The sequence below is a fragment of the Priestia sp. ST2 genome (assembly GCF_055810735.1).
Map to the genome: position 1 here is coordinate 106,770 of NZ_JBVVNT010000008.1, position 26,426 is coordinate 133,195.

Annotated in this window: 25 protein-coding genes and 2 riboswitches; of the genes, 18 read left to right on the forward strand and 7 right to left on the reverse strand. The window is 38.5% G+C overall.

Translation table 11 applies throughout. From position 1 onward, the window contains the following. Positions 1 to 49 precede the first annotated feature (49 nt). The 3 genes from AC0KUU_RS26045 to AC0KUU_RS26055 all read left to right on the forward strand — a co-directional run bounded on the left by AC0KUU_RS26045 (position 50) and on the right by AC0KUU_RS26055 (position 3,101). Positions 50 to 1,339, forward strand: a complete 1,290-nt coding sequence (locus tag AC0KUU_RS26045; RefSeq protein WP_043975694.1) for a lysine N(6)-hydroxylase/L-ornithine N(5)-oxygenase family protein — start codon at positions 50 to 52, stop codon at positions 1,337 to 1,339. A 143-nt stretch (positions 1,340 to 1,482) separates the two neighbouring features. Continuing rightward, positions 1,483 to 1,995, forward strand: a complete 513-nt coding sequence (locus tag AC0KUU_RS26050; protein ID WP_013081517.1) for a type 1 glutamine amidotransferase domain-containing protein — start codon at positions 1,483 to 1,485, stop codon at positions 1,993 to 1,995. A gap of 359 nt (positions 1,996 to 2,354) precedes the next feature. Further along, on the forward strand, positions 2,355 to 3,101 hold the full coding sequence (locus AC0KUU_RS26055) for a CAP domain-containing protein (RefSeq protein WP_322551680.1): 747 nt from the start codon (positions 2,355 to 2,357) through the stop codon (positions 3,099 to 3,101). Positions 3,102 to 3,339: 238 nt separating this feature from the next. On the opposite strand, the gene ade is transcribed toward AC0KUU_RS26055, so the two are convergent. Both ade and AC0KUU_RS26065 read right to left on the reverse strand, forming a co-directional pair. Continuing rightward, on the reverse strand, positions 3,340 to 5,076 hold the full coding sequence (gene ade, locus AC0KUU_RS26060) for an adenine deaminase (protein ID WP_043975688.1): 1,737 nt from the start codon (positions 5,074 to 5,076) through the stop codon (positions 3,340 to 3,342). Between the two features lie 83 nt (positions 5,077 to 5,159). Beyond that, positions 5,160 to 5,261, reverse strand: a riboswitch (purine riboswitch). Positions 5,262 to 5,443: 182 nt separating this feature from the next. Continuing rightward, the gene (locus AC0KUU_RS26065; protein ID WP_013055127.1) at positions 5,444 to 5,671 is read right to left on the reverse strand and encodes a DUF1128 domain-containing protein; all 228 of its coding nucleotides are present in this window, start codon (positions 5,669 to 5,671) and stop codon (positions 5,444 to 5,446) included. A 176-nt stretch (positions 5,672 to 5,847) separates the two neighbouring features. On the opposite strand from AC0KUU_RS26065, the gene AC0KUU_RS26070 reads away from it, so the two are divergent. The 3 genes from AC0KUU_RS26070 to AC0KUU_RS26080 are packed head-to-tail and all read left to right on the forward strand — an operon-like array spanning position 5,848 to position 7,552. Beyond that, the gene (locus AC0KUU_RS26070) at positions 5,848 to 6,321 is read left to right on the forward strand and encodes a low molecular weight protein-tyrosine-phosphatase (protein ID WP_043975685.1); all 474 of its coding nucleotides are present in this window, start codon (positions 5,848 to 5,850) and stop codon (positions 6,319 to 6,321) included. Positions 6,322 to 6,359: 38 nt separating this feature from the next. Then, complete coding sequence (locus tag AC0KUU_RS26075; RefSeq protein ID WP_013055129.1) at positions 6,360 to 6,698, forward strand: hypothetical protein; 339 nt, start codon at positions 6,360 to 6,362, stop codon at positions 6,696 to 6,698. Between the two features lie 14 nt (positions 6,699 to 6,712). Continuing rightward, complete coding sequence (locus AC0KUU_RS26080; protein ID WP_013081521.1) at positions 6,713 to 7,552, forward strand: YihY/virulence factor BrkB family protein; 840 nt, start codon at positions 6,713 to 6,715, stop codon at positions 7,550 to 7,552. Positions 7,553 to 7,781: 229 nt separating this feature from the next. Here AC0KUU_RS26080 and AC0KUU_RS26085 read toward each other — a convergent pair whose 3' ends face one another. Next, complete coding sequence (locus AC0KUU_RS26085; RefSeq protein ID WP_043975683.1) at positions 7,782 to 9,701, reverse strand: heavy metal translocating P-type ATPase; 1,920 nt, start codon at positions 9,699 to 9,701, stop codon at positions 7,782 to 7,784. Positions 9,702 to 9,925: 224 nt separating this feature from the next. Beyond that, the gene (locus AC0KUU_RS26090; protein WP_013055132.1) at positions 9,926 to 10,075 is read right to left on the reverse strand and encodes a BH0509 family protein; all 150 of its coding nucleotides are present in this window, start codon (positions 10,073 to 10,075) and stop codon (positions 9,926 to 9,928) included. A gap of 208 nt (positions 10,076 to 10,283) precedes the next feature. Between AC0KUU_RS26090 and AC0KUU_RS26095 the strand changes: the two genes are divergently transcribed. Together AC0KUU_RS26095 and AC0KUU_RS26100 are read left to right on the forward strand one after the other, a co-directional pair. Then, the gene (locus tag AC0KUU_RS26095; protein WP_097824770.1) at positions 10,284 to 10,601 is read left to right on the forward strand and encodes an ArsR/SmtB family transcription factor; all 318 of its coding nucleotides are present in this window, start codon (positions 10,284 to 10,286) and stop codon (positions 10,599 to 10,601) included. A gap of 15 nt (positions 10,602 to 10,616) precedes the next feature. Then, a complete protein-coding gene (locus tag AC0KUU_RS26100) occupies positions 10,617 to 11,540 on the forward strand; it encodes a cation diffusion facilitator family transporter (protein WP_043975671.1) in 924 nt (307 codons plus the stop codon). A gap of 15 nt (positions 11,541 to 11,555) precedes the next feature. On the opposite strand, the gene AC0KUU_RS26105 is transcribed toward AC0KUU_RS26100, so the two are convergent. Further along, positions 11,556 to 12,740: an MFS transporter gene (locus tag AC0KUU_RS26105; RefSeq protein ID WP_013081525.1), complete on the reverse strand. Its 1,185-nt coding sequence runs from the start codon at positions 12,738 to 12,740 to the stop codon at positions 11,556 to 11,558. 375 nt (positions 12,741 to 13,115) lie between these two features. Between AC0KUU_RS26105 and AC0KUU_RS26110 the strand changes: the two genes are divergently transcribed. Further along, a complete protein-coding gene (locus AC0KUU_RS26110; RefSeq protein ID WP_043975666.1) occupies positions 13,116 to 13,604 on the forward strand; it encodes a phenolic acid decarboxylase in 489 nt (162 codons plus the stop codon). A 189-nt stretch (positions 13,605 to 13,793) separates the two neighbouring features. Continuing rightward, positions 13,794 to 14,177 carry an OsmC family protein gene (locus AC0KUU_RS26115; protein ID WP_016762854.1) on the forward strand — a complete coding sequence of 128 codons (384 nt, stop codon included), beginning with the start codon at positions 13,794 to 13,796 and terminating at the stop codon, positions 14,175 to 14,177. Positions 14,178 to 14,323: 146 nt separating this feature from the next. Here the strand turns inward: AC0KUU_RS26115 and AC0KUU_RS26120 are convergent, their stop codons facing one another. Further along, complete coding sequence (locus AC0KUU_RS26120) at positions 14,324 to 14,740, reverse strand: pyridoxamine 5'-phosphate oxidase family protein (protein WP_237075123.1); 417 nt, start codon at positions 14,738 to 14,740, stop codon at positions 14,324 to 14,326. A 200-nt stretch (positions 14,741 to 14,940) separates the two neighbouring features. Here AC0KUU_RS26120 and cax point away from each other — a divergent pair, with 200 nt between their 5' ends. Both cax and AC0KUU_RS26130 read left to right on the forward strand, forming a co-directional pair. Further along, complete coding sequence (gene cax / locus AC0KUU_RS26125; protein WP_016762856.1) at positions 14,941 to 15,996, forward strand: calcium/proton exchanger; 1,056 nt, start codon at positions 14,941 to 14,943, stop codon at positions 15,994 to 15,996. Positions 15,997 to 16,174: 178 nt separating this feature from the next. Then, the gene (locus AC0KUU_RS26130; protein WP_043977853.1) at positions 16,175 to 16,975 is read left to right on the forward strand and encodes a YfkD famly protein; all 801 of its coding nucleotides are present in this window, start codon (positions 16,175 to 16,177) and stop codon (positions 16,973 to 16,975) included. A gap of 36 nt (positions 16,976 to 17,011) precedes the next feature. Here the strand turns inward: AC0KUU_RS26130 and yfkAB are convergent, their stop codons facing one another. Beyond that, complete coding sequence (yfkAB, locus tag AC0KUU_RS26135; protein ID WP_322551681.1) at positions 17,012 to 18,130, reverse strand: radical SAM/CxCxxxxC motif protein YfkAB; 1,119 nt, start codon at positions 18,128 to 18,130, stop codon at positions 17,012 to 17,014. Between the two features lie 203 nt (positions 18,131 to 18,333). On the opposite strand from yfkAB, the gene AC0KUU_RS26140 reads away from it, so the two are divergent. The 6 genes from AC0KUU_RS26140 (at position 18,334) to AC0KUU_RS26165 (ending at position 26,173) form a co-directional block, all read left to right on the forward strand. Then, positions 18,334 to 18,519 (forward strand): SE1561 family protein, encoded by a 186-nt coding sequence (locus AC0KUU_RS26140; protein WP_013081532.1) that lies wholly within the window; start codon positions 18,334 to 18,336, stop codon positions 18,517 to 18,519. A 163-nt stretch (positions 18,520 to 18,682) separates the two neighbouring features. Further along, entirely contained in the window at positions 18,683 to 20,224 is a 1,542-nt protein-coding gene (locus tag AC0KUU_RS26145; RefSeq protein WP_165575621.1) for a fumarate hydratase, read from the forward strand. 94 nt (positions 20,225 to 20,318) lie between these two features. Continuing rightward, positions 20,319 to 21,128 carry a delta-lactam-biosynthetic de-N-acetylase gene (gene pdaA, locus AC0KUU_RS26150; RefSeq protein WP_043977856.1) on the forward strand — a complete coding sequence of 270 codons (810 nt, stop codon included), beginning with the start codon at positions 20,319 to 20,321 and terminating at the stop codon, positions 21,126 to 21,128. Positions 21,129 to 21,290: 162 nt separating this feature from the next. Next, positions 21,291 to 22,676: a 23S rRNA (uracil(1939)-C(5))-methyltransferase RlmD gene (gene rlmD, locus AC0KUU_RS26155; protein WP_322551682.1), complete on the forward strand. Its 1,386-nt coding sequence runs from the start codon at positions 21,291 to 21,293 to the stop codon at positions 22,674 to 22,676. A gap of 356 nt (positions 22,677 to 23,032) precedes the next feature. Further along, complete coding sequence (locus AC0KUU_RS26160) at positions 23,033 to 24,382, forward strand: FAD-binding oxidoreductase (protein WP_322551683.1); 1,350 nt, start codon at positions 23,033 to 23,035, stop codon at positions 24,380 to 24,382. Between the two features lie 199 nt (positions 24,383 to 24,581). Then, positions 24,582 to 24,662: riboswitch (glycine riboswitch) on the forward strand. 158 nt (positions 24,663 to 24,820) lie between these two features. Beyond that, complete coding sequence (locus AC0KUU_RS26165; RefSeq protein ID WP_043977862.1) at positions 24,821 to 26,173, forward strand: amino acid permease; 1,353 nt, start codon at positions 24,821 to 24,823, stop codon at positions 26,171 to 26,173. The last annotated feature ends 253 nt before the right edge of the window (positions 26,174 to 26,426 follow it).

Consider the following 26,426-nt stretch of genomic DNA (forward strand, 5'->3'; position numbering starts at 1 on the left):
CTAACAGTAGACAATACTGTTAGCTTTTTTTATGAAAGGGAGTTTAAAGATGACAAATAAGCAGTATGACATGGTGGGAATAGGAATAGGACCTTTTAATTTAGGCTTAGCGGCCCTTGCTGAGCCTCTTGATGAAATTGATGCCGTCTTCTTTGATAAAGAAGAGAAATTTGAATGGCATCCGGGCATGTTAATTGACGGCACGGACTTGCAGATTCCGTTTCTAGCAGACTTAGTTACATTTGCGGATCCAACAAGCCCCTATTCTTTTCTAAATTATATTCACAAGCAAAAACGCTTGTATCCGTTTTTTTTCTTTAATCGTTTTGACATTCCGCGTCAAGAATACAACGAGTACGCAAAATGGGTAGCGGAGCAGCTATCTTCCTGCCACTTTTCTTCAAAAGTTGTGGACGTGATACCGAAAAATGAAGAAGAGTATTATGAAGTAAAGGTAGAAACACCTGATGGAATTCAAACGGTAAATGCTAAACACGTTGTAATGGGAACAGGAAGTATTCCACTTGTACCTCCGGCTTTTGAAGAAAAGCTTAATGAGCATATTTTACACAGCAGCGGCTATTTACATAAAAAAGAAGAGATTCAAAAAGGAAAGCATGTAACGATCGTTGGTTCAGGGCAAAGTGCTGCAGAGATTTTTCTTGATTTACTAGAAGAACAGACTGAACATCATTACCACCTTACATGGTTTACAAGATCCTCTAATTTTTTTCAGCTTGATCAATCCAAGCTTGCTCAAGAGTTATTTTCGCCAGACTATGTAGATTACTTTCATTCGCTGCCTTTTGAGGAACGTACAAGCACGGTAGAAGATTTAAATCCTTTACGTCACGGAATTGAATCTTCTACCTTAACGAAAATCTATGATTTACTTTATCATCGTTCACTTAAAGGAAAAGTACCCGTTACGATTCAAGCTTCGACTGAAGTAAGTGATATTCATAAAAAAGGAAATGGATATGAGCTGGAGTGCAAACAATTAAAGGCTGAACGCTCTTTTCAATACGAAGCGGATCGTTTGATATTGTCCACGGGCTATAAGCCAAAAATTTCGCCGTTCATCGAACGAATAAAAGATGATATCGAATGGGAAGATGACAAGCGTTTTAAAGTCACAAAAGATTACCGGCTTGTCTTTAAACAACCTCGTAACCACCACTTTTTTACGTTAACCAATATTGAACATTCACATGGATCTGGCGCAACAAATCTTGGTTTATCCGTTCAGCGCAATCAGCGTATTCTGAACGTGATTGCAGGGAGAGACGTGTACCCAGTTCCAGAAGAGACGACGTTCCAGACATTTAATTTGTTTTGAATTTCTTCTTTATAAAAATCTTCAATGTGGTTTTTGATTATTGTAGAAAAGTTTTTTACCCATAAACTATGTTTAAAAGAATAGTGTACGGGTATTTTATTTATAGAACATTAGTACACAAATCAATTAAGGAGTTGCTTAGAATGAGTAAGAAAATTGCAGTACTAGTAACAGATTTATTTGAAGATGTGGAATATACAGATCCAGCCAAAGCCTTTGAAGAAGAAGGCCATACGCTAACAAAAATCGATGTTAAAACAGGTGAAGTAACAGGTAAACAAGGCGAAACAACATTAACAATTGATAAAGCAATTGCGGATGTAAAACCAGAAGATTTTGACGCATTGTTTTTACCGGGAGGTTTCTCACCAGATATCTTACGTGCGGACGATCAAGTCGTAGCTTTCACAAAATCATTTATGGATGAAGGCAAACCGGTTATGGCTATCTGTCATGGACCACAGCTGCTAATCAATGCTGAAACATTAAAAGGACGTGACGTAACTGGTTTCAAATCAATTGCTATTGATTTGAAAAATGCAGGTGCAAACTTCCATGACAAAGAAGTGGTGGTATGCGGTAATCAACTAGTTACAAGCCGTACACCAGACGATATGGAAGCATTCGTACGTGAATCAGTAAATGTCTTAAAGTAAGTAAATAATATTAGTAAAACTTTCTGTAAAAGGTGATAACAGGGTGGTTTACCACTCTGCTGTCGCCTTTTTTGTATGTAACGATTTTGACGAGGAATTTACAGTTATATTACTGCATTGGATGAAGCGGTTTCTAAAAGAATATGAAAACCTTTTACTATCAATAGATAGAAGCCACGTAACACAATCGAAATATTTTTTACATAAATGAAAGTATAATTTTGGTAGCTTAAAAGACGTTGCGAGTTTCATAGTTTTCATGCAACAATGAGGGTGCATCACGAGATTGGCTTGCTACAAGCTTAGATGCGTTGCGGTTTTACAAAAAAACTTTATTATCACATAGGAGGATTTCAAACATGAAGAAAAGGTTTCGTATTGCCACTGTCGCAGGTGCCGTATCATTAGGATTACTAACAGCAGGACAAGCAAATGCAGCAGCTCCTGATTGCAACACTCCAAAACAAATTAACATTAAAGATGCTCAAGCAGCACAAAATATAAATGTAGATGAGCTATTAAAGAAATTTAACGCTCAAGGACAATCTGCTCAAGCAGCAGCTCCACAACAAGAAACACAAGCATCAGAGCAAGCTGAAGCAGCTCCACAGGAACAAGCACAAGCACCAGAGCAAAGTGAAGAAGCAAAAGCTCCAGAGCAAACACAGCAAAACACAAAAGCTCAACAATCAGAAAATACTGATAAAGCAGAACAAACAAAAGATGCTAGTCAATTCGAACAAAAGGTCGTAGATTTAGTGAACCAAGAGCGTGAAAAACAAGGTTTAAAACCTCTAACACTTAACAAAAAATTAAGTGACGTTGCACGCACTAAATCAAAAGATATGATGGACAAAGGGTACTTTGACCACAATTCACCAACATATGGTTCACCATTTGATATGATGAAACAATTCGGCATTGAATATACAACTGCAGGTGAAAACATTGCAAAAGGTCAGCAATCTCCTGAAGATGTAATGAATGCTTGGATGAATAGTGACGGTCACCGCAAAAACATTCTAAACCCTGATTTCACTGAAATTGGTGTTGGATACGTAAAAGGTGATACTACGTACTGGACTCAACAATTTATCGGTAAGTAATACAAAAAGAGCAGGATATACCTGCTCTTTTTTGCGTTTTTAGCTGTCCAATTTGGGTATAGTAAAGTAAGAACACGTAAAGGAGTGCCTTAAATTGGGACGTATATTAAAAAAAATTCTAGTCGCTGTTTTTCCTATCCTTTTAAAAGAAGGATATCGTCATTATAAAAATCGTAAAACTCGAACTACGCCGTCTAAAGGATATAAATAAAAAGGACTCGAAAGAGTCCTTTTTATTTTATGCTTGAACGGTGATATGCTTAAATTCTTTTACGTTAAATAATCCTTTGTCGGTTAATTTTAGACATGGGATAACAGGCAAGCTTAAGAAAGATAATGTCAGCAGCGGGTTGAATTTCTGTGAAATATCAAGCTCATGAAGAGCCCCGTGAAGCTGCTTAAGTAAGCTGTTTACTTCATTGTAAGGGTGAGGTGACATTAATCCTCCAATGGAAAGAGGGAGGGAGCCAATCACTTCATTGCCTTTTACAATAACAATACCTCCGCCGATTTCTTCAATTGCCGCAATTGCTTTTGCTAAATCTTCATCATTTGTTCCTACGGCTACGATATTATGTGAATCATGAGCAATCGTGGTAGCAATCGCTCCGTCTTTTAACTGAAAACCTTTTACAATCCCAAGACCAATATTCCCTGTTAGATGATGACGCTCAACAACAGCCATTTTTAGCTGATCGTTTTCTACAGAAGACTGAAATTCGTTTTGCTTCACTTGAACTTCTTCTACAATATGATTTGTAATCAGGCTGTTTGGATTAATTTCAATAATATTAGCCCGATTGTGCTGAAGTGGTATCGTAAGTTTTTTAATGGAAAACTCTTTGAGATGAACAGAATTCATTAGTTCTGTTGGAAGATCAATTTGTTCTTCTTGAACAGAAAGCATCTCTCCATTTTCAGCAATAAGCTCTCCGTTTTGATAGACATGTGCTGCAGATATATCGGTTAAGTCGTCTAATAGAATAAAATCCGCTTTGTAACCAGGAGCAACCGCACCTCTATCTTTTAACCCGTAGCATTCAGCGGCATTTAACGAAGCCATTTGAATCGCAATTAGCGGATCCAGCCCGAGTTCAATAGCAAAACGAACATTGTAATCAATAGAACCTTCCGTTAATAAATCATCTAGGTGTTTGTCATCGGTACAGAATAAAAATCTGCGCGCGTTACGTTCATTTACAGCAGGTAATAGTTGTTTCAAATCTTTAGCAACAGAACCTTGGCGGATCAGAACATACATCCCGCGCTGAATACGCTCAATTGCTTCTTCTGCTGTTACGCATTCATGATCTGTTGAAATATCAGCGGTACGATAAATATTAACGCCCGTAGCATCTAGCCCTGAGCCGTGCCCATCAATTACGCCGTTTGCATCGTTAGCTGCTTGTAATTTATCGAGCATATCGTCATCGCCATCTCGCACAGCAGGGAAATCCATCACTTCTGCTAATCCAAGCACGCGAGGGTGAGAGAAAAATGGCGCTAAGTCAGCTGCTTTTAAGACGGCTCCAGAGCTTTCAAAAGGAGTTGCCGGCACGCTTGAAGGTAAGTTCACAAATACGTCTAAAGGAATGGAATCCGAGTTTTGAAGCATAAACTCAATGCCAGATTTCCCTGAAACATTCGCAATTTCATGAGGGTCCGTTACGACAGTTGTGACGCCTCTAGGTACAAGAAGTTTTGAGAACTCTTTAGGTGTAACCATTGATGATTCAATGTGAACGTGTCCATCAATGAATGTAGGAGAAATGTATTTTCCTTTTGCATCCACGACGTTATTCCCATCGTATTGACCTATTCCAACAATCACTCCATCAGCAATCGCAATATCGGCTTCAATGATGGAAAGCGTAAAGACATCGATAATTTTCCCGTTTTTCACTACAAGATCTGCAGGTATTTTTTTATTGGCAACAGCAAGCTGTTTTTTTAAGGTTGTTTTTGTATTTGACATGAATGTGACTCCTCTCATTGTATAACTGAATAACAATGAAGGACTATGTAAGGGAGAACATAAAGAAGAATAAAAATGCAGTATGAATGATGTTCAACCCTCGTAGTCCAACTATTTACGGTAGTTCGGTAGAAACTCTTGGACCCTATTTCCAAGACTATACGAGCTTTAGGTATTTCGATACATTCTATAGACAAATAATAAAAACGTCAATTCCTAATAAAAAAGAAAGATTTTTGGGAATATTTCATCTATGTGTATATAAACGATTTAACTCTTATTTGCTCGCTAAAAGGCGCAGCATTCATGTATAGAAAAAAATGTAGAAAAAACCGTCAATGGCTATTAGTCATTGACGGAGTTGTCATTAAGCTTGTTTACGCAGTGTACCTAATTCTTCCGCGATCGCTTGCATTTCACTTGGGCTAAAAGAATCTTTTCTCATTACCATATCGTATAAGTACTTTAAGTCTTCATACATTTCTTCGTCAAAAGCTTCAGCTTTAATTGCTCCGATATTTAGCATGCGCAGTTTTTCACTAATGCTATCGACCATATGTTTAATATTCTCTGGAGATTTTACTGATAAATCCACTTTGTTCATCCTTCCAGTTGCGTTTTTTTTATTGTAACATGTTTTTATCGTGTGAACACTTTTATGTCAGGTTCTTATCCACAGAAGAGTGGAAACGATATAAATAAAAGAAAACTATTTTTTAGTTTAAAAATGATTGTATATAATGTTTGTAATAAGGGAAAGGAGTCGAGACTATGATTAACGTATTATTCGTTTGTTTGGGAAATATTTGTCGTTCACCCATGGCAGAAGCGGTCTTTAAAGATATGGTGAAGAAAAAAGGGCTAGAAGGACAAATTCACGTAGATTCTGCAGGCACAGGAGGCTGGCACAAAGGCAATCCTCCTCATGAAGGAACGCAATCTATTTTAACGAGAAACAACATTGATTTTAAAGGGCAAACAGCAAGACAAGTGATTCAAGAGGATATAGCTAAATTCCATTATATTATTGGAATGGATGTCGAAAATGTAGGAAACCTGAGAAGGATGGCTGGACATACTAAAACAGGTTATATTGCAAGGCTTTTGGATTTTGTGCCCGATTTACATATTGAAGATGTGCCTGATCCTTATTTTACGGGAAATTTTGACGAAGTATATGACTTAGTTCAAGAAGGATGCAAGGCTCTTTTAGACGAAATTATAGAGAAGCATTTCTCGGAATAAGCGATACTTAAAAAATAAAAGCGGAGGAGAAACGACAAATGGGTAAACGAAATAAGCTAGTAGAAGGTATTGTCATTGGAGCAATTATAGGAGGAGCTGTTTCTTTATTTGATAAAGAAACAAGAAGCTCTGTCATTCAAGGAAGTAAAAAACTGAAAGACAAAACAACAACTCTTATTCAGCACCCTGAACTTGTAACGGATACTGTCAAAGAGAAATATGAAACCATCCGTACGACCATCGAGCAAGTTTCTGAAGATGTATCATTTGTAGCAGGAAAAGTAGAAAAGTTAAAAGAAACAACACCTCAGGTGATGGAAATTGTAAACGATACAAAAGAAGCATTTGTGGAGAAATATGGTGATGAACAAAAATAAATAAGGAGGCACATATGGCTGGAATGTACATAAATAACATCGTAAGGTTTGGCAAAGAACTGATGGGCCGCATTCATCGAGATGAGCTGCCTAGTTTATCAGCTGAATTGGCTTATTATCTGCTGCTCTCGCTATTTCCTTTTTTAATTTTCTTAATTACGCTGATTGGATTTTTGCCATTAGAATCAACAGACCTGCTTGACTTGGTCGAAAATGTAGCGCCACAGCAAACGCTGCACATGATTGAAAGCAACGTTTCCCATATCATTGGTTCTCATAATGAAAAGCTATTATCCTTTGGTATCATTGCCACGATGTGGTCTGCTTCAAATGGAATTAATGCGATCGTAAGAGCATTTAACCGAGCATATCACGTACAAGAAAATCGGCCTTTTTTAGTGGCGAGAGGTATGGCAGTTCTCCTTACTTTTGCGATGATATTTGTTATTATTGTAGCGCTTTTACTTCCTGTTTTCGGTCATATGATTGGCCTTTATTTATCGTCTACGTTTGGGTTTTCAGAAACTTTTCTCGCTTTATGGTCTGCTTCCCGCTGGATTATCAGCGGCCTCATTTTGTTTACTGTTTTTACGGGGTTATATTACTTTGCTCCTAATAAAAAACTGCTGATTCGAAATGTTGTAAAAGGAGCGGCTTTTGCTACGGTCGGATGGACAGTGGTATCGATGCTGTTTGCATATTATGTAAATCATTTCAATAACTATACAGCTACATATGGAAGCTTGGGCGGAATTATTATCCTGCTTATTTGGCTGTACCTATCGGGCATGATTATCGTTATTGGAGGAGAAATCAACGCTATTTTCTACGACCGTCGAGTCAAATCTTCATAGTCACAAATTGGGATGAAATCATTCGCAAGATATGAGCATACTAACAAAGTGAAAGGGAGGTTTTACATCATGACAAAGCATACAAAAAAAGACGGAAGCAATACAAAGCAAAATAAAAAGAGCCAGCCAAAGCATAAAACAAGCAACAGCCAAAATGGACAAAACGGTTACCATTAAGGCAGTGATTTCCATAATAAAAAGCCTAACAAATACGTTAGGCTTTTTTGCGTTAAGATTTTAGCAAGCGAAGGCCGTTTAAGATAACTAAAATGGTGCTGCCTTCGTGACCTATAACACCAAATGGCATATCAAGCACTTGGAAAAAATTCGAACAAATTAATAAAAAGATGACGGCAATAGAAAAAATAACGTTTTGCTTCACAATTGAGTTCATTCGTCTGGAAAGAGCTACTGCATCCGAAATTTTTGATAGATCATTTTTCATTAAAACGATATCGGCTGTTTCAAGTGCCACATCCGTTCCTTCTCCCATGGCTACTCCAACGTTAGCAGTAGCAAGAGCAGGTGCATCGTTAATGCCATCTCCCACCATTGAAACGGTAGGGAATTTTTCTTTTAACGCTTTAATTTTATCTACTTTCGCTTCAGGCAAACATTCTGCAATGTATTCATCGACTGCACACTCTTTTGAAATAGCTTCGGCTGTTTTTTCGCTGTCTCCTGTAATCATGACGGTATGAATGCCCTGCTCTTTAAGAGATTTAACAGCGTCTACAGCTTCTGTTCGTACAACGTCTTTTAGCGCAAGCAATCCCACAATACCATGCTGGTCTTTTGCGTACACAATCGTTTTTCCTTCACTGGCAAGTGTAGATGAAATCCCATTTTCAAATTCAGCTGCATCTTCTTTACCTACGAAATCTGCTTTTCCTATTTTCCACGTATCTCCTTGAAGAGACCCAATGACACCATATCCGGGAACGTCTTCAAGCGAATCTGGCTGAACAAGCGTCAATTCCTGCTTATTTTTCACAAAGTCAACAATAGATTGAGCAAGCGGATGATTGGACTGACGTTCAATTGATGCGATTTTAACAAGAAATTCCTGTTCGTTTATATCAGAACGGACAATGACATTTGTTACTTCTGGCTTTCCTTTTGTTAACGTTCCTGTTTTATCAAAAGCAATTGCGCTTAAATGGCTTAACCTTTCCAAATGCACGCCGCCTTTGAACAAAATTCCTTTTTTTGCTCCGTTTGAAATAGCAGACAGCGAAGCAGGGGTGATAGATGCAACCAGAGCGCAAGGAGACGCTACAACTAAGAGAATCATTGCACGGTAAAATGTCTCGGTCCAGCTCCATCCAAGCACATAGTGTGGGAGAAATAGCATAACTGCCACAACCGATAGAACAATTTTTACGTATGTGCCTTCAAATCGTTCAATAAACAATTGAGAAGGAGACTTTTCACTTTGAGCCGTTTGAACAAGTTGAATGATCTTTTGAAACAGCGTCTCAGCACTTGGCTTTGTCATTTTAATGGTAATGGCGCCTTTCACATTCACCGTGCCCGCGAATACTTCATCATCGAGCTGTTTTAGTACAGGAACAGATTCCCCTGTAATAGCAGCCTGATCAATCGTTGTTTGACCTGAGACAACAATCCCATCGGATGGCACTCGTTCACCCGGCTTAACTAACAGCAAGTCACCGATTTGTAAATCCGAAATGGATACAATTTCTTCTTGATCTCCAATCAGACGCGTTGCTTCTTGCGGCTGTAAATTCATCAAGGCGCTAATTTCTCGGTTGCTTTTATTCATGGTGTACGTTTCTAATGCACCGCTTAATGCAAAAATGAAAATAAGCATAGCACCTTCTGTCCAGTAGCCAATTACAGCCGCTCCAATGGCTGCAATAATCATTAACATTTCGACATTCAATTCTTTATTTTCAATCGTTTCTTCAATGCCTTCTTTTGCTTTAGCAAATCCGCCTATCACGTAAGCTAATACAAAGAGCGTAATAGATACAGCAGTATCCTGCTGTTTTGACAGCAGCCAGCCGGCTAAAATCAGCACGCCGCTTAACAGTGCAGCAATGAGTTCACCATGTGTTTTTAATCCGTTGACAGCAGAAGATGTTTGAGGCGTTTGTTCTTGTTTTTTAGGTAACGCATTTTCCATACAAATCCTCCTTGAACGATAATTGAGAAGAATAATCACAATCATTACCCCTAAAAAAACACGAAAGCTGCCATCTCAGCGATAGCAGCACATTTTTTCAGTTCTTCTCTTTTAAATTGGGATATTTAGTATAGTATAGCACGGAACAAGCAAGGAGGTAACGACTAACGCCTAAAAAATAAAAACAGAATGCAGCTGGACGTCTGCATTCTGTAAAAAACGTACTACATATCTAAATGTTCTTCATAATATTTATAAGCGGAAGTGTAAATGTGCTCGATATCGGCATCCGTCATGTACATTAAGGTTTCACGGTCAATCCCCTTCATCGTTTCAATAAATGTAATCATGTTTTTGCGTTCTTGTCTGCTCATTTATTATTCTCCTCTCCATCTGTTTTAATACAGTTTATTATATTTAATTGTATTATATAACAGAAAAAGTATTTTGTGTGGATTTTTTTTAAAAATAGGCAAAAAAATTTAAAAAGACGTAAATAATTGACTATATAGAAAAAGGTGTTTTATAATTTATATATGAACATATGCTCATATACTTGCATATAATGAACGGAGAGATGTTATGAAAAAAGATGAACATTCGTTTTTATCGCCTCAAACAGTAGAAGAAGCGTCAAGAATACTAAAAGCTATTTCAGATCCTACGAGAATGAAAATTCTTTATTTGCTATTTCAAGAAGAGTGTTCAGTCGGTCATATGGTTGAAGTGCTTGGTGTTTCACAATCAGCTATTTCACATCAGTTAACTCACTTGCGTCATTTACGTTTAGTAAAATATCGCCGTGAAGGGAATACGTATTTCTATACGTACGATGATGAACACGTTGTTGGAATACTGCATCAAGTAATTCAGCACGTAGAATGCTCACATAACGAATAAAAGGAGGGGCTTTGCATGAGTCATGATCATCACCACCATCATGGTCACCATCACCATTTTGATACACAGCGTGAAGGCAACAAAAAAGGTCTGTTAATTGCACTCATTATCACCGCCGGTATTATGGTTCTTGAGTTTGTTGGAGGGCTTTTTACAAATAGTTTAGCGTTATTATCCGATAGCGGACACATGCTTTCTGATACAAGCTCACTTGCTCTTAGCCTTGTAGCGATATGGTTTGCTAACCGAGCTGCATCGGCTAAAAAAACGTACGGTTATTATCGTTTTGAAATATTAGCGGCTCTTTTTAACGGAGTGGCACTGTTTGTAATAGCAGGATTTATCATCTATGAAGCCTATCAGCGCGTATTAGAGCCGCAGTCTGTAGCAAGCGGCAGCATGATGCTGATTGCTACTGTTGGTTTACTCGCTAATTTAATCAGCGCATGGTCACTTATGAGACAAGGCGATGTAAAAGGAAATGTAAATTTACGCAGCGCTTACTTACACGTACTGGGAGATGCTTTAGGATCTATTGGAGCTATTGTAGCTGGACTTCTTATGATGCTGTTTGGATGGTATATTGCTGATCCTATTATTTCTGTAGTTGTGTCTGTATTAATTTTAAAAAGCGCTTGGGCCGTGCTTGCCCATAGCATTCATATTTTGATGGAAGGCTCTCCTGAAGGGGTAGATCACAGTGAAATAAAAAACCTTCTTGAAAACATTGAAGGAGTCAAAGATGTGCATGATTTACACATTTGGACGATTACTTCAGGACTGGACTCATTGAGCTGTCATATGCGCGTAGAAGATGAAAAAGATTGTCAGCAAATTTTGCAAAAAGCCATTGATTTAGTACATGATCACTGCGGCATTGAGCATACCACGATACAAATTGAAAAATCAGCTCTTCAGCATCGAACGCTAAAAGTTTAAAGAACGAGCGAGAACCTATAGGTTCTCGCTCGTTTTTTGTTGCATAGGCATCTTTTGTCCGAATACAAAAAGAATAATAAAAATAAAGCCAAGCATCCCGCTAATAATATTAAAAAAGCTGATATGGTGAAAGAACTGAATAAACGTGCCACCTATGTAAGGGCCGGCAAGGCTTCCGATACTAAAAGCAATGCCGCATAGTAAATTACCTGTAGGCAGTAGACGAGCAGGAATCAAATCCGTCATATAGCTGATTCCTAAACTAAACGTCGAGCCTACAACCATGCCAGCTATAAATAAACAAGCTACTAATGGAATAGCGGTCTCTTCCAAGAGACTTGCTGTAAAAAATGTAACGGCTCCAATGGATAAAATCCATCCTAATACCAATTTCCGTCCAAATTTATCGCTCAATATTCCGAGAGGAAGCTGAAATACAATAGCTCCAACTGCAAAGGAAGTCAGCAGCAGTGAAATAAACTCTACTTGCAAACCAATTCGTAAGCCATATACAGGAAAGCTTCCGTTCAGTGATGATTCTAAAAATCCATATCCAAAAGGCGGCAAAAAAGCAATCCAAGCATACTTAGCCGCCTTAGAAAATCGCTTAGCCGTTTCTTTTAACGAATTAACCTCCACTTCCTGTAGGGGAAATTCATTTTTTATCAAAAATAAAAACACCCATGTTATGAGGCAAAGAGCTGAAGAAATCATAAAAGGAAGCGCTTGGTTAATTTCAATTAACGGCGTCATTAAAGGGCCAACAGCAAAACCAATACCGAAAAAAAGCCCGTACAATGAAATGTTGCGACCTCGTTTATCAGCAGGTGAAGATGATGTAATCCACGTTTGAGTACCAAAGTGCAGCGCGTGATCTCCTATTCCAATAAATAAACGGAGCACAAACCAAAAAACAACAGATTTCCACAGGGGAAACAAAGCTAAAGATACAATAACTAAAAGTCCCCCTGCTGCGATAATTGGTTTATATCCGTATCTGCGAAGCGGCCCTTCCATGAAAGGAGAAATAAATAAAATACCTAGATACAATCCAGTTGCGTTTAATCCGTTTATAGTAGAAGAAAGACCATCTTTCTCAAAAATAATAGCGATTAAAGGCAGCAGCATACCTTGGCTGAATCCAGAAATGGCGACAAGGCTAACTAAAATCCAGAAACGTTGTTTATGAGTAGCACTCACAGCATTCAACCTCTTTTTATCTATATTTTGTCAATCCAACTGTTTAATCGTACAAGGAAAACGCTTTATTGACAAGGATGTAGACGTGCTGTGCTATTAATTTGACATCTTTTTATAAGGAAAGTAGAATAAAACATGTAAATAGTTACATGTTTTAATTTACAATTAAAAGGCGATCGCTAGAATACAAACAGTGCTTAAGAAAATAGCGACATTCACAATCAATGTCGGTACAACGAGTGTCATTGGTCATACAGGAAGTGCAAAATATAAACGCTTACACAACTGCGTTTTTCTAGGCACTGCTGTGAGACACTTAGATCGCGTTGTGTCAGACATATACGAAGTGTTATAAATCAAAGGAGCGATATAAAAATGGAAAAATTTATTGGGAATCATATGATTTACACATACGAAAACGGATGGGAATATGAAATTTATATCAAAAACGAAAATACAATCGATTACCGTATTCATAGCGGAATGGTGGCAGGACGATGGGTTCGCGACCAGAAAGTTGATATTGTGAAATTAACAGAAGGTGTATATAAAGTATCGTGGACTGAACCGACTGGAACAGATGTATCTTTGAACTTTATGCCTGATGAAAAACGGATGCACGGCATTATTTTCTTCCCAAAATGGGTACATGAACATCCTGAAATTACCGTGTGCTATCAAAATGATCATCTTGATTTAATGCATGAATCCCGTGAAAAATACGAAACATATCCTAAATACGTTGTACCCGAATTTGCTGACATTACATTTATCAAAAATGTCGGAGCGAATAATGAGGAAGTTATCGCTCAAGCGCCTTACGAAGGAATGACAAATGATATTCGCGCCGGAAAATTAATTTAACACAGAGTCATAAAAAAGACTGAGACAAAAGTATTTTAGCTGAAGGAAGATCCGAACGATGAATCGAGATTCTTGATGGAGAATCAAATTCGTTCGGATCTTTTTATGGTGATGGTGTAACAAGTATCCGTATTGAGAGTAGTTGGTTATATAAAAAGCGGTTTATAATGAAGTAAAGGAGTGAAGGAAATGGAATTTAACATGAAAAAAGAGGCGGGATTTACAACAAATCTTCCTTATGGAGAGCTACATATCGCCGGAGATGAAGAATATGGCTTTCGTCCGTATCAGCTAATGGTATCGTCCATTGCTGTTTGCAGCGGAGGCGTGTTAAGAAAGATTCTAGAGAAAAAAAGAATTGCTTTTTCTGATTTACGCATCCAAGCTGGCGTGACGCGAAATGATGAAAAAGCGGGGCGAATCGAAAAAATTCATTTGCACTATATCATTACAGGAGAAGAGCTTCCATTAGACAAAATTGAAAAATCAATTGAGCTAGCACGAAAAAATTGTTCAATGCTACAGTCGGTTATTGACAGTATTGAAGTGACAGAAACCTTCGAAATTAAATGAGGTTGGGACAAAAGTATTTTAGCTGAAGAAGTTCCGAACGATGAATCAAACTCGTTCGGATTTTTTATGGTGTTGTTACAAGCGGTTCAGCTCTTTGCTCCCATTTGTTCGTCTTTAGATGGAATGGACTTAGCTACGTCTCAATCTCATATTTCCTTCGGTTTGCTGCCGGCTTTATCAAAATAGCGGATGCGTTCAGGAGTCAGCTGAAGAAGCAAATAATTTGGGTCATCTGGACTTTTAATCCACTCTTTTAACTTTTTATTCCAAAATTTCTTTTTTAACTCTTCGTTTGTTTCTACATTTACTTTGGCTTCTACCTCTACATACGGATCACTCCAACCTTGCCCATCATAGCCTAACAAAATATGAACGTAAGGGTTTTTTTCTAGTTCTTCGACTTTATGGGTATCTTTATTGGTGGCGGTGTAGAGCACAAGATCTTCATGAAAAAACATCATAAAGCGTGAATACGGCTTTCCATCTTGAATTGTAGCTAACGTTCCAATTGTATAGTCATCCAGTACGGATAAAATTTGATTTTTCACATCATTATTGCTCATTTTTTCACTCCTTATTATATCTTTTTACCCTTGGTAGTTTGGCTGATTTTTAACTATCTTAATCAAAAATCAATTAAGGGTTTATCATTTATAAAAATAGGTTAAAAATACTAACATTGACGGTGAGTCTATACAAATTCCATTAATTTGATATGATTGATTTTGTTGTCAAAAAATGAATAAGGTAGGTGTACATATCGATGATCAATCGGATTTTTCTTATAGCGGTTATTCTTGGGGTGCCGCTATCTGTTATTGGGCACATGATGCACTGGTCAGATGTTCTTATGTTTATTATTTACTGTTTAACAATCATTGCCCTCGCAGCTTTTATGGGGAGAGCAACAGAGAGTTTAGCTGTTGTAGCTGGTCCTCGAATAGGCGGACTATTAAACGCTACGTTTGGTAACGCTGTAGAATTAATTATTTCTATTTTTGCTCTAAAAGAAGGTCTTACAGCGGTGGTGCTTGCATCGTTAACCGGTTCTGTATTAGGAAACCTCCTTCTTGTAGGCGGTCTTTCATTCTTCATTGGGGGATTAAAATTTAAGCGTCAAGAATTTAATGTCTATGATGCAAGACATAATTCTGGATTATTGATCTTTGCCGTTATCGTTGCGTTTGTTATTCCTGAAGTGTTTGCTAGTGAAATGGACGAAGCGAAGACCATGTCCCTGAGTGTCGGAATCTCCATTATTCTCATCATCTTGTACTTAGCGGCGTTATTTTTTAAGCTGGTAACGCACCGAGGGGTGTATCAGCATAAAAGTGAAGAAGTGGAAGAACATGAGGAGCCAGAATGGTCAATGTGGAAAGCGATTACTGTTCTCTTTTTGTCTACGTTAGCTGTAGCTTACGTATCCGAAAGCTTGGTTAGTACAATCGAAATTGTATCGGAAAGTTTTGGGTGGAGTGAGCTGTTCATCGGGGTCATCATTGTAGCGATTGTTGGAAACGCAGCAGAGCACGCTTCGGCTATTATTATGGCCGTTAAAAACCGCATGGGTGTAGCTGTTGAAATTGCTGTTGGATCCACTTTACAAGTCGCGATGTTTGTAGCACCGATATTAGTGTTAGTTTCGCTGATGTTCGAAAACCAAATGTCTCTTGTCTTTACTTGGCCTGAGTTGATTGCGATGGTAACGGCCGTATTTTTAACTATTGCTATTTCTAATGACGGAGATACAAACTGGTTCGAAGGTGCAACTCTTTTAGGTGCTTATATTATTATGGGAATTGGTTTTTATCTTATTTAAAAAAGAAGAGGCTGGAACAAACCTGTTTTAGTTGAAGGAAGAATCCGAACGATTAATCGTTCGGATTCTTTTTGTGTAAGTGAATAGAAGAATTTCCCTTTTGGTATTCAGGATAAAACAGGAGATGTTTGAAAAAACTATGGTTGCATTCATTAACGATATTGAAAGGAGTTTCTAGATGTTACGTAAATTGCTTTTATTTGTGTTTACCATCATTATTTCATTTTCATGTTCAACGAAGATCGCCATTGCGAAAACAGCTCAGCCTACCATCAACGTGCCTTCTTCAGCTTTAAATATTTCAAAAGAAAATACGTATCCAAATGCTAGTCAAGATACGCCATATTTGCAGCCGAGTGAGTTTACAAAAGAGCTCATTGAAACATCAAATGTAAAAATTGAAAACCCTGATTTAATTCGTATATTAAATGAATCAAACATTTCTAAAACTCCATGGGCAATTGGTTTTAGAGCAACCGTCTTTTTAGGACAGTGGCCATTAAATTACGAATCAACAGAAACAAACGTTAACTGGCAACACCAGCGAATCAATACAAATCATTATGATAACAGAGCAGGAAAAAATCAGTACAAAATGATGTACAGCCAGGAAAATCAAAGTCATGTAAAAGGCGGATTAACAGCAAAAGTGCCTCAGCCTGATCATGTGAAACAAATGATGCTAATTGAAGCAGCTAAAAAAACAAAGCTCACTTTATCATTTCAAACGTTTGTAGGTGCCGGAACGAAAAAAGACCAGGTCTATAACGTAGCTCCTAAAAAAGTAGGTTATCTGTATGCGTATACGCCTGCTGTAAGTGAAAAGGGAAAAGTAACATATGGAGAAGTGTATGTTACAGTAAAAGGCAGCAAGCGCTCAATTGTGGTGAGAAATGTAACGTCTCAAGGAATTGGAGCATGGATTCCAGTACAAGATTATGTTTCCTTAAGCTTTGGAGCTTATGACCAGCCGAGATAACAAAAAAGAGATTCCATCGTGGGAATCTCTTTTTTGTTATTTTGTAATGCTCGCTTGGAGTTTGCTAAAATCAGTATCTTGATAATAGCTGTTTTTCACCAAAATATTAGGTCCTAAACAAGACACTGCTGAACAATGACAGCTAAGTTCTTTAGAAATCGTGCTTTGCTGCCACGTATCAAAAGCGTCCGTAAGCTTTGTATCTTGAATGTTGCCAAGAGGAGGCGTATCACCAAAATCGGTTACGATAATATCTCCGTCAAAAATATTGACATTTAGGCGAGAGCGCCCGTCTGGATCGTTTCGAACGGTTACATTTTTACTGCTATACAAGCGCTGTAAAAGCGATAAGTCTTCCTCATTATTACTGCATGCATAAAACGGCAGCGTGCCGAATAGCATCCACACATTTTCATCTCGAATATCAAGAAGGTGATGAATAGCTTTACGCATTTCAGGAAGAGATAACGTTTCTAGAGTGCTAGCAAAGTCACTTGGATACATAGGGTGTACTTCGTGACGCTGACAAAGCATTTCATCAACAATTTGACGATGAATCTTTTCCATGTGAGGAAGCGTACGTTTATTTAACATCGTTTCAGCTGATACGGTTACACCCGCTTTTACAAGCGCGCGGCTGTTTTCAATCATACGGTCAAAATATTTGGCGCGCTGCTCATAAGTAGGCTTTCGCTCCATCATTGCAAAGCCAGCTTCCACAAAGTCGTCCATCGTTCCCCAGTTGTGAGAAATATGTAAAACATCTAAATAAGGAATGATTTGTTCGTAACGTGCAAGATCCAATGTTAAATTTGAATTAATCTGTGTACGGACACCTCGTTCATGTGCATACTTTAATAAAGGCACCACATAATTTTTCACAGAAGATAGAGACATCATCGGCTCTCCGCCCGTAATGCTTAAAGCTCGAAGAGTTGGAATTTCATCGAGACGTTTTAAAATTAAATCAAGCGGCAGTGCGTTTGGGTCTTTTGGCTGCAGCGTATATCCAACTGCGCAGTGCTCACATCGCATATTACAAAGCGTCGTTGTGGTAAATTCAACGTTTGTAAGCGTCGGTTTGCCATATTGTTTCATATCTAAATACGCTTCCCACGGATCGAACTCCGGGGTAATTCGTTGTAAAGTGGCCATAAAAAAACTCCTTTTATTTTTCCGTAAAGTGAAATGATGATGAAAACATCTCACGGTCCGTCCTGCTAGACTAAATTATACGTCTCATTCAAAACGGACACCAGTGACTATTATGGATTTTATTGCTTTTAGTTGTCAAATATGAAAGTATTCGTTAGGATATAAAGAAATACGAATGAAAAGCTATATCAGGAGGGTTTAAAATGGGAAACGCCGTTCGAGATAAAGATTCACAAGTACGTTATTTAAAAGATCGTTTAAATATGTTTGTACACGTATTAGACTCCATGGAGCCTGAAAACACAGACCTAGAAGACATTGATCGTTTGATTACAATGATTGATGACCTCGAAGCAAAATGTGAGCAGTTTAAAAAAGATAAAGAATGAACAAAGGAAAAAGCGCTAGAAAAACTAGCGCTTTTTTGCTTGAAGTGGAAATCCTCCTATAAAGGTCTTTCGAAACAATTTTTGAAGGAGTATAATAAATTTTGAAAGTTGTACGACAGATAGATAAATACATACATTAGCGGGATATGGGAGGAATTAAGTGATGATTGAAGCTTTAAAACAAAGCATGTACGATTTAATTGTTGAAACATCTACAAAATTGCCAAAAGACGTTCGACGTGCTATCGCAAAGGCAAAAGCGCGTGAAAATGCAGGAACGCGTGCGGCAATGTCTTTAGCGACCATTACCAATAATATTAAAATGGCGGACGATAACTTGTCGCCAATTTGTCAAGATACGGGTATGCCAACATTTAAAATTAAAACCCCTGTAGGAGTGAATCAGCTTCAAATTAAAGAAGCGATTTATTGGGCAATTGAAGAAGCAACAAAGCACGGAAAGCTTCGCCCTAACTCCGTAGATTCGTTAACGGGAGAAAACAGCGGTAATAATTTAGGCGGCGGCACGCCGGTTATTAAGTTTGAGCAGTGGGAAAATGACTATATTGATGCGCGTCTTATTCTAAAAGGCGGCGGCTGTGAAAATAAAAACATTCAGTACAGCCTGCCTTGTGAAGTAGAAGGTTTAGGTAGAGCTGGCCGTGATTTAGACGGCATTCGTAAATGTGTGATGCACTCTGTGTATCAAGCACAAGGTCAAGGCTGTAGTGCCGGCGTCATTGGTGTTGGAATCGGTGGCGACCGTACAACAGGCTATGAATTAGCAAAAGAGCAGCTGTTCCGAAACTTAGATGACGCAAATCCAAATGCTCAGCTGAAAGAATTAGAAGAGTATGTAATGGAAAATGCTAATAAGTTAGGAATCGGCACGATGGGTTTTGGCGGAGAAACGACATTACTTGGCTGTAAAGTCGGCGTAATCAATCGTATTCCTGCTAGCTTCTATGTGTCAGTTGCGTATAATTGCTGGGCTTACCGCCGCTTAGGTATTAAAATCAACGCCGATACAGGAAGTGTTCAAGAGTGGCTGTATCAAGAAGGCGAAGAAGTAGATTTTAATAAAAATGCAGGCGCCGAAGAGAAGCAAAATGCGGATGAAACAAAAGAAGTTGTATTACAAGCACCTATTACAGAAGAGCAAATTCGTGAATTAAAAGTTGGCGACGTGGTGCGCATCAACGGCATGATGTATACAGGACGCGACGCTATCCATAAACATTTAACAGATCACGATGCACCAATTGATTTAAATGGACAAATCATTTATCACTGTGGTCCGGTTATGTTAAAGGACGAAGACGAAAAATGGCACGTAACCGCTGCAGGACCAACAACAAGTATCCGTGAAGAACCTTACCAAGGGGATATTATGAAGAAATTTGGTATCCGCGCGGTTATCGGTAAAGGCGGTATGGGTCCTAAAACGCTTGCTGCTCTTCAAGAGCATGGCGGTGTATACTTAAATGCGATCGGAGGAGCTGCACAGTACTATGCTGATTGTATCAAGAGCGTAGAAGGCGTTGATTTGATGCAGTTTGGTATTCCTGAAGCAATGTGGCATTTAAAAGTAGAAGGCTTTACAGCTGTAGTGACGATGGATTCACATGGAAACAGCTTGCATGCAGATGTAGATAAGTCTTCATTTGAAAAGCTTGAGCAATTTAAAGAACCGGTATTTAAATAAACATACATCAAAAGCGTATGGTAAAAAGTAACGTTCATGAACGAGAAAATTGAGTGGATACTAAGCGTAAAATGACTTCCGAAAGGAGCTTCTTATGCGCCGGTTCACCTTTTTTCTCGTTTTTTTATTCGTGATGTCAATAGGCATAGCATCTGTTGAAGCACAAATGTATCCAAACAATCCGATCAGCTGGGGATTTCAAAAAAGTAAAAATCACAAGCCTGCATCCGCAGGTACAGCTTATGAACAAATTCTTGCTAAGTATGATGCTTTTTACCTCGGAGATACAAATAAAAAAAATATTTACTTAACGTTTGATAATGGTTATGAAAATGGTTATACACCGCAGGTATTAGACGTGCTCAAAAAAAGAAAGGTTCCTGCCACATTCTTTGTAACAGGACACTATTTAAAAGAAGAGCCTAAGCTTATTAAGCGAATGGTAAAAGAAGGGCATATTGTCGGGAATCATTCATGGCATCACCCTGACTTAACTCAAGTGGATGACGCACGTTTTAAAGAGGAATTGCAAAAAGTAAAAGATGAATACAAGAATATTACTGGTCGTGATGAAATGAAATACCTTCGCTCACCTAGAGGGGTATTTAGTGAACGAACGCTAGCTCTTTCAAAGCAAGAGGGCTATACGAATGTATTTTGGTCACTTGCATTCGTTGACTGGAAAGTGAATGAACAAAAAGGCTGGCGCTACTCATACGACAATATGATGGCTCAAATACATCCAGGTGCGATCATGCTTTTGCATACCGTTTCAAAGGATAACGCAGATGCGTTAGATCAAGCGATTGTGGATTTGAAAAAGCAGGGCTATACGTTTAAAAGTATTGATGATTTAATGAACGAACGCAAACAAATGAAGAAAAGTCCTTCTAAAACGAAATAAAGATAAAAACCGATGGGAATGTTTCTCCTGTCGGTTTTTTGCTGTTGAAGTGTTATAATATGCGTTGATGTCTTTTTTAAAGCGATACGGTCTAATAGGTTTTAAGCAGATAAAGACCGTTAATAACTATATAAAGAATTTAAACTAATCGGAGTTGGTCTCATGAATAAACCAAAAACTGAAATGAAAGTTCAAAAAGGACAAACGTTTCCGTTGACGATAAAAAGACTCGGTATTAATGGAGAAGGCGTAGGATATTTTAAGCGCCAAGTCGTCTTCGTGCCGGGAGCATTACCAAATGAAGAAGTGGTTGTAGAAGCAACAAATGTCCAGCATAAGTTTGCGGAAGGGAAAATCAAGCGAATTCGCAAAAAATCTCCTCATCGCGTAGATGCGCCCTGTCCTATTTACGAACAGTGCGGAGGCTGTCAGCTTCAGCACTTATCCTATGAAGGTCAGCTAGAATCGAAGCGTGATATTGTTCTGCAAGCGTTCGAACGTCACAGTTCATTAAAAAAAGTAGAGGAAAAAACACGCCAAACAATTGGCATGGAAAATCCTTGGGGCTATCGTAATAAATCACAATTCCAAGTAGGTGTGGATAAACAAAAAGTCATCGCTGGTTTGTATGGACTGAACTCTCATCGACTGATTGACATTGAAAACTGTCCTATTCAGCATGGAGCCACGAATCACGTGACAAAAGAAATAAAACGAATTTTACAAGATCTTCAAATTCCTATCTACAATGAACGCAAACGCCGTGGTATTGTACGTACCATCGTATCTCGAGTAGGCTTTGAAACGGGTGAAGTGCAAATTGTCTTGATTACGGCTAAAAAAGACATTCCGAAAAAAGAGCTGCTGATTAAAGAAATTCAGCGCCGCCTACCGGAAGTGAAATCACTTGTACAAAACGTAAACGGTCAAAAAACATCGCTTATTTTTGGAGACGAAACGTTTACACTTGCTGGAAAGTCGGTGATTCAAGAAACGTTAGGAGATATCTCGTTCGAACTTTCAGCGCGTGCATTCTTCCAGTTGAATCCTCTTCAAACCGTGAAGCTATACGACGAAGTAAAAAAAGCAGCTGCGCTAACAGGCAGTGAAAAAATTGTAGATGCTTACTGCGGAGTAGGGACAATTGGCTTATGGCTTGCTAAAGATGCCAAAGAAATTCGCGGAATGGATACGATTGAAGAATCGATTGCAGACGCAAGAAAAAATGCCCAAGATCATGGGTTTGAGCATGCTACGTACGTAACGGGTCCAGCTGAGAAATGGATGCCGCAGTGGGTAAAAGAAGGCTGGAAGCCAGACGTTATCGTCGTTGATCCGCCGCGAACAGGCTGTGATGACAAGCTTCTAAAAACGATTTTACAAGTGAAGCCAAAGAAAGTGGTTTACGTTTCTTGTAATCCATCCACATTAGCCAAAGATGTGCAGCAGCTGTCGAAGGCTTATTATGTTGATTACATTCAGCCTGTTGATATGTTCCCTCATACGGCGCACGTGGAGAATGTGGTGAGTTTGACGTTAAAGAAATGAATAGAAAAAGAGTAAAGGGCAGATTTGATTCTGCTCTTTTTTCTTTGAGCTGTACTCTTATTAATGGAGAAAGGTGTTAAAATTCCACATCTGTTCTTTTAGTGTAAAAATATCTTAGTATAGTGAGATGAAATTCTCATAAAGTCTAGTCTTGGAAAGTGTTACATCGCTAAAGAGAGATTACATAAGAGGGTTAATTCCTTTAATATAAACTATAATGACGTCTTTTATACAAATAATAAACGCAAACTCTATCCCAAAACCCAAACCTTTAACCACCTCGATAATACTATAGTAATAAAACTACTAAAACTACTAAAACTACTAAAAAGTATGTACAAAGGAGCAGAGGTCAGATGGACTCAATGTTTTTAAAAGGGCTTACGGGAGAAGTGGTAACGCCAAAAGATCCCATTTATGAGGAGGCTCGTCAGGAATGGAATCGCGCTGTTAATAAATTTCCGCTTGTGATTGTGTACTGTGAAAAAAAGCAGGATGTTGTGAATGCGATCCGCTGGGCGCGCAAGCATCGTGTTGAGATTCGTATTCGATCTGGCGGTCATCATTATGAAGGATATTCTACAGGTGACTGTGTAGTAGTCATTGATATTAGTCGATTAAATAGGTTGAAATTAGATAAAAAACGGAACATTTTAAAGATGGAAGCAGGAGCGAAAAATACGGAAGTGTATGATTTCATCGGTTCGAACGGATATGTGTTTCCAGGAGGAACGTGTCCGACTGTTGGCGTGTCGGGCTTTACGCTCGGAGGAGGCTGGGGACTTTCGAGCAGACTTTACGGGTTAGGATGCGACAGCTTGATAGAGCTAGAATTAGTCAATTATGAAGGAAGGCTCATCAAAGCAAACGAATCGTGTAAAGCTGATCTTTTTTGGGCATGCCGCGGTGCCGGTGGCGGTAACTTTGGCGTTGTAGTAAGCATGACGTTTCAGCTTCCAAAGCCAACGAACAACTCTGTGACGCTCGTTCGATTCTTTTATGTAGGTACTACAAAAGAAAAGCAGACACAAGTGATGAATATATGGCAAAACTGGCTGCCCGAACTGGACAAACGTATGACGCTAGTTGCAAGCTTTTATAATGCAGAAGGAGAAGGGTTAGGCATATTTGCAAACGGATTCTTTTACGGCTCCCCAGAAAGAGCTCGGAAGATTTTGCAGCCTTTTGCAGAAGGAGAAGGGTTTCGAGTAGAGCTGAAATCATTATCTTTTCTTGAAGCGGTAAAAAAAATAGAAGCAACCTATCCTCCGTCTGAAAAATTTAAGTCAACGGGAAGATTTGTGCACAGAAGCTATTCACGTGGTGAGCTTGAAAATCTTACAGATCTCATACAGCGTCCGGCAGAAGGGTCCGTTTATGCCGCGATTTCTCTTTATGCACTAGGAGGAGAAATCCGCAGTGTTGGTAAAAGAGAAACGGCTTTTTTCTACAGAAACGCCAGATATATTATGGGGTTTCAGTCTGTATGGACAGAAGATGCATTTGCAAGAGCAAACAGAGATTGGCTTCGCAAGCGATTTGAATATATTAAAAGTATTACGATAGGCTCCTATGTGAATTTCCCTATCAGTAACCTTAGAAACTACGAGCATGAGTATTTTGGAGAAAACGCAGAGAGATTAGAAAGAGTGAACAAAAAGTACGATCCGTTTAATGTGTTCAGGTTCGCGCAAGGACTCAGGTAGCGTGAGGAAAAGGATACTAAGTTGACGATTGAAAATGTTCGATTACCTTTTTTCGAAGAAGGTAAATAAATGAAAGTAATCTTTCCTGTTGACAAAGTATCCAACTGGTATTAGAATAAACAACTATTCGACAGTCATTCTATTGATTGAAAAATTTAATACGTAGAAAGCTATGATTGCTATGGATCACACTATAGCAGGAGCAGCTTCTGGAGAGATCGCGATAGTTTCGCGACGCCGAAGGGTTCACAATCTCAGGCAAAAGGACAGAAGAGTACCGGATATTTATTTGGCATGTTACTAATTGGTAGCATGTACTTTAATATTTGTTATTCTTATGACCATGAGATTGGAGCGCATCCAATCTCTTTTTTTATTGGACTTTATTTGTAGTCCGCACGATCGCATCAAAGGTTTTATTGTTAGGAGGAGTTAGAGTTGGAACAACGAGAATTAAAGAGGGATTTATCCAATCGTCATGTTCAGCTAATTGCGATTGGGGGAACCATTGGTACGGGCTTGTTTTTAGGTTCTGGTAAAGCAATACAGCTTGCAGGTCCCTCTATCATCTTTGCTTATTTAATTGTTGGTATTGCGCTTTTTTTTGTGATGAGAGCGCTAGGAGAACTACTGCTGTCTAAAGCAGGTTATCAATCGTTAACTGATATTGCTGAAGAGTATCTTGGACCATGGGCGTCATTTGTAACGGGATGGACCTACTGGTTTTGCTGGATTATGACAGCTATGGCTGATGTGATTGCAGTTGGCGTATATGTGAAATATTGGTTCAATATTCCTCAGTGGATTCCGGCACTTATTTGTGTAATCATTTTATTAGGTCTTAACTTATTAACCGTAAAATTATTTGGAGAATTAGAGTTTTGGTTTGCTTTAATAAAGGTTATTACGATTCTTGCATTAATTATTATTGGCGTTATTTTGCTGGTAATGGGATTTAAAACAGATGCGGGATCTGTTACTGTTCAAAACCTTTGGAATCATGGAGGGCTGTTTCCAAATGGGGTTTCAGGTTTCTTACTTTCATTCCAAATGGTTATATTTGCATACGTCGGGGTTGAATTGGTAGGGGTATCGGCAGCAGAAACATCAAACCCCAAAAAAAATATTCCATCGGCCATTAATAAAATTCCGCTGCGAATCTTATTTTTCTATGTTGGAGCGCTTATCGTTCTGTTGTTTATTAACCCGTGGATGGAATTAAATGCAGCAGAAAGCCCATTTGTTAAAACCTTTAGTTTAGTCGGAATTCCGCTTGCTGCTGGAATTATTAATTTTGTTGTACTAACTTCAGCCGCTTCTGCCTGTAATAGCGGAATGTTTTCAACAAGCCGTATCTTATATAATTTAAGTAAAAATGACCAAGGGCCATCTAAGTTTGCAAAACTGAACAAAAACCACGTACCAAGCAACGGATTGTTCGTATCTACGCTAGTCATCTCAGCGGGAGCTCTTTTAAGCAAGCTTATACCAGACCAAGCTTTCGGCATCGTCACGACCATTAGCGCTATTTGTTTTATTTGGGTGTGGAGTATCATTCTCATTTGCCATCTAAGGTATAAAAAGACGCGTCCGCAGCTGCATGCAGCATCAGCATTCAAAGCACCGTTAACACCATTCATAAACTATGTTGTGTTAGCTTTGTTTGCGGTGATTCTTGTTATTATGCTGTTTTCTGACGCGACGCGCCCAGCCTTATTGTTGACGCCCGTTTGGTTTATTCTCTTATTTATTTTTTACTGGACTAGAAGGAAAAAGAAAATAAATCTTTAAAGGCTAGAAAATCAGCAGGGAACAAACATGATTTTTTATAAAAGAATATAGTAAATTTCTGACCTCATCACTCCGTGATGAGGTCTTTTTAGTGGAGAATAAATAATTGATTTCTCCTGCATGAATAAAATGCAGGAAGCAAAGTTTATAGAAGAAAACTAAAAATTTGTTCTAACAGAAAACACAGCGAGAAAGCTCGTAGTTTTCTGATAGGAATGTAGAACAAATTGCTTTTCTTCTGTGTCTAAAGATG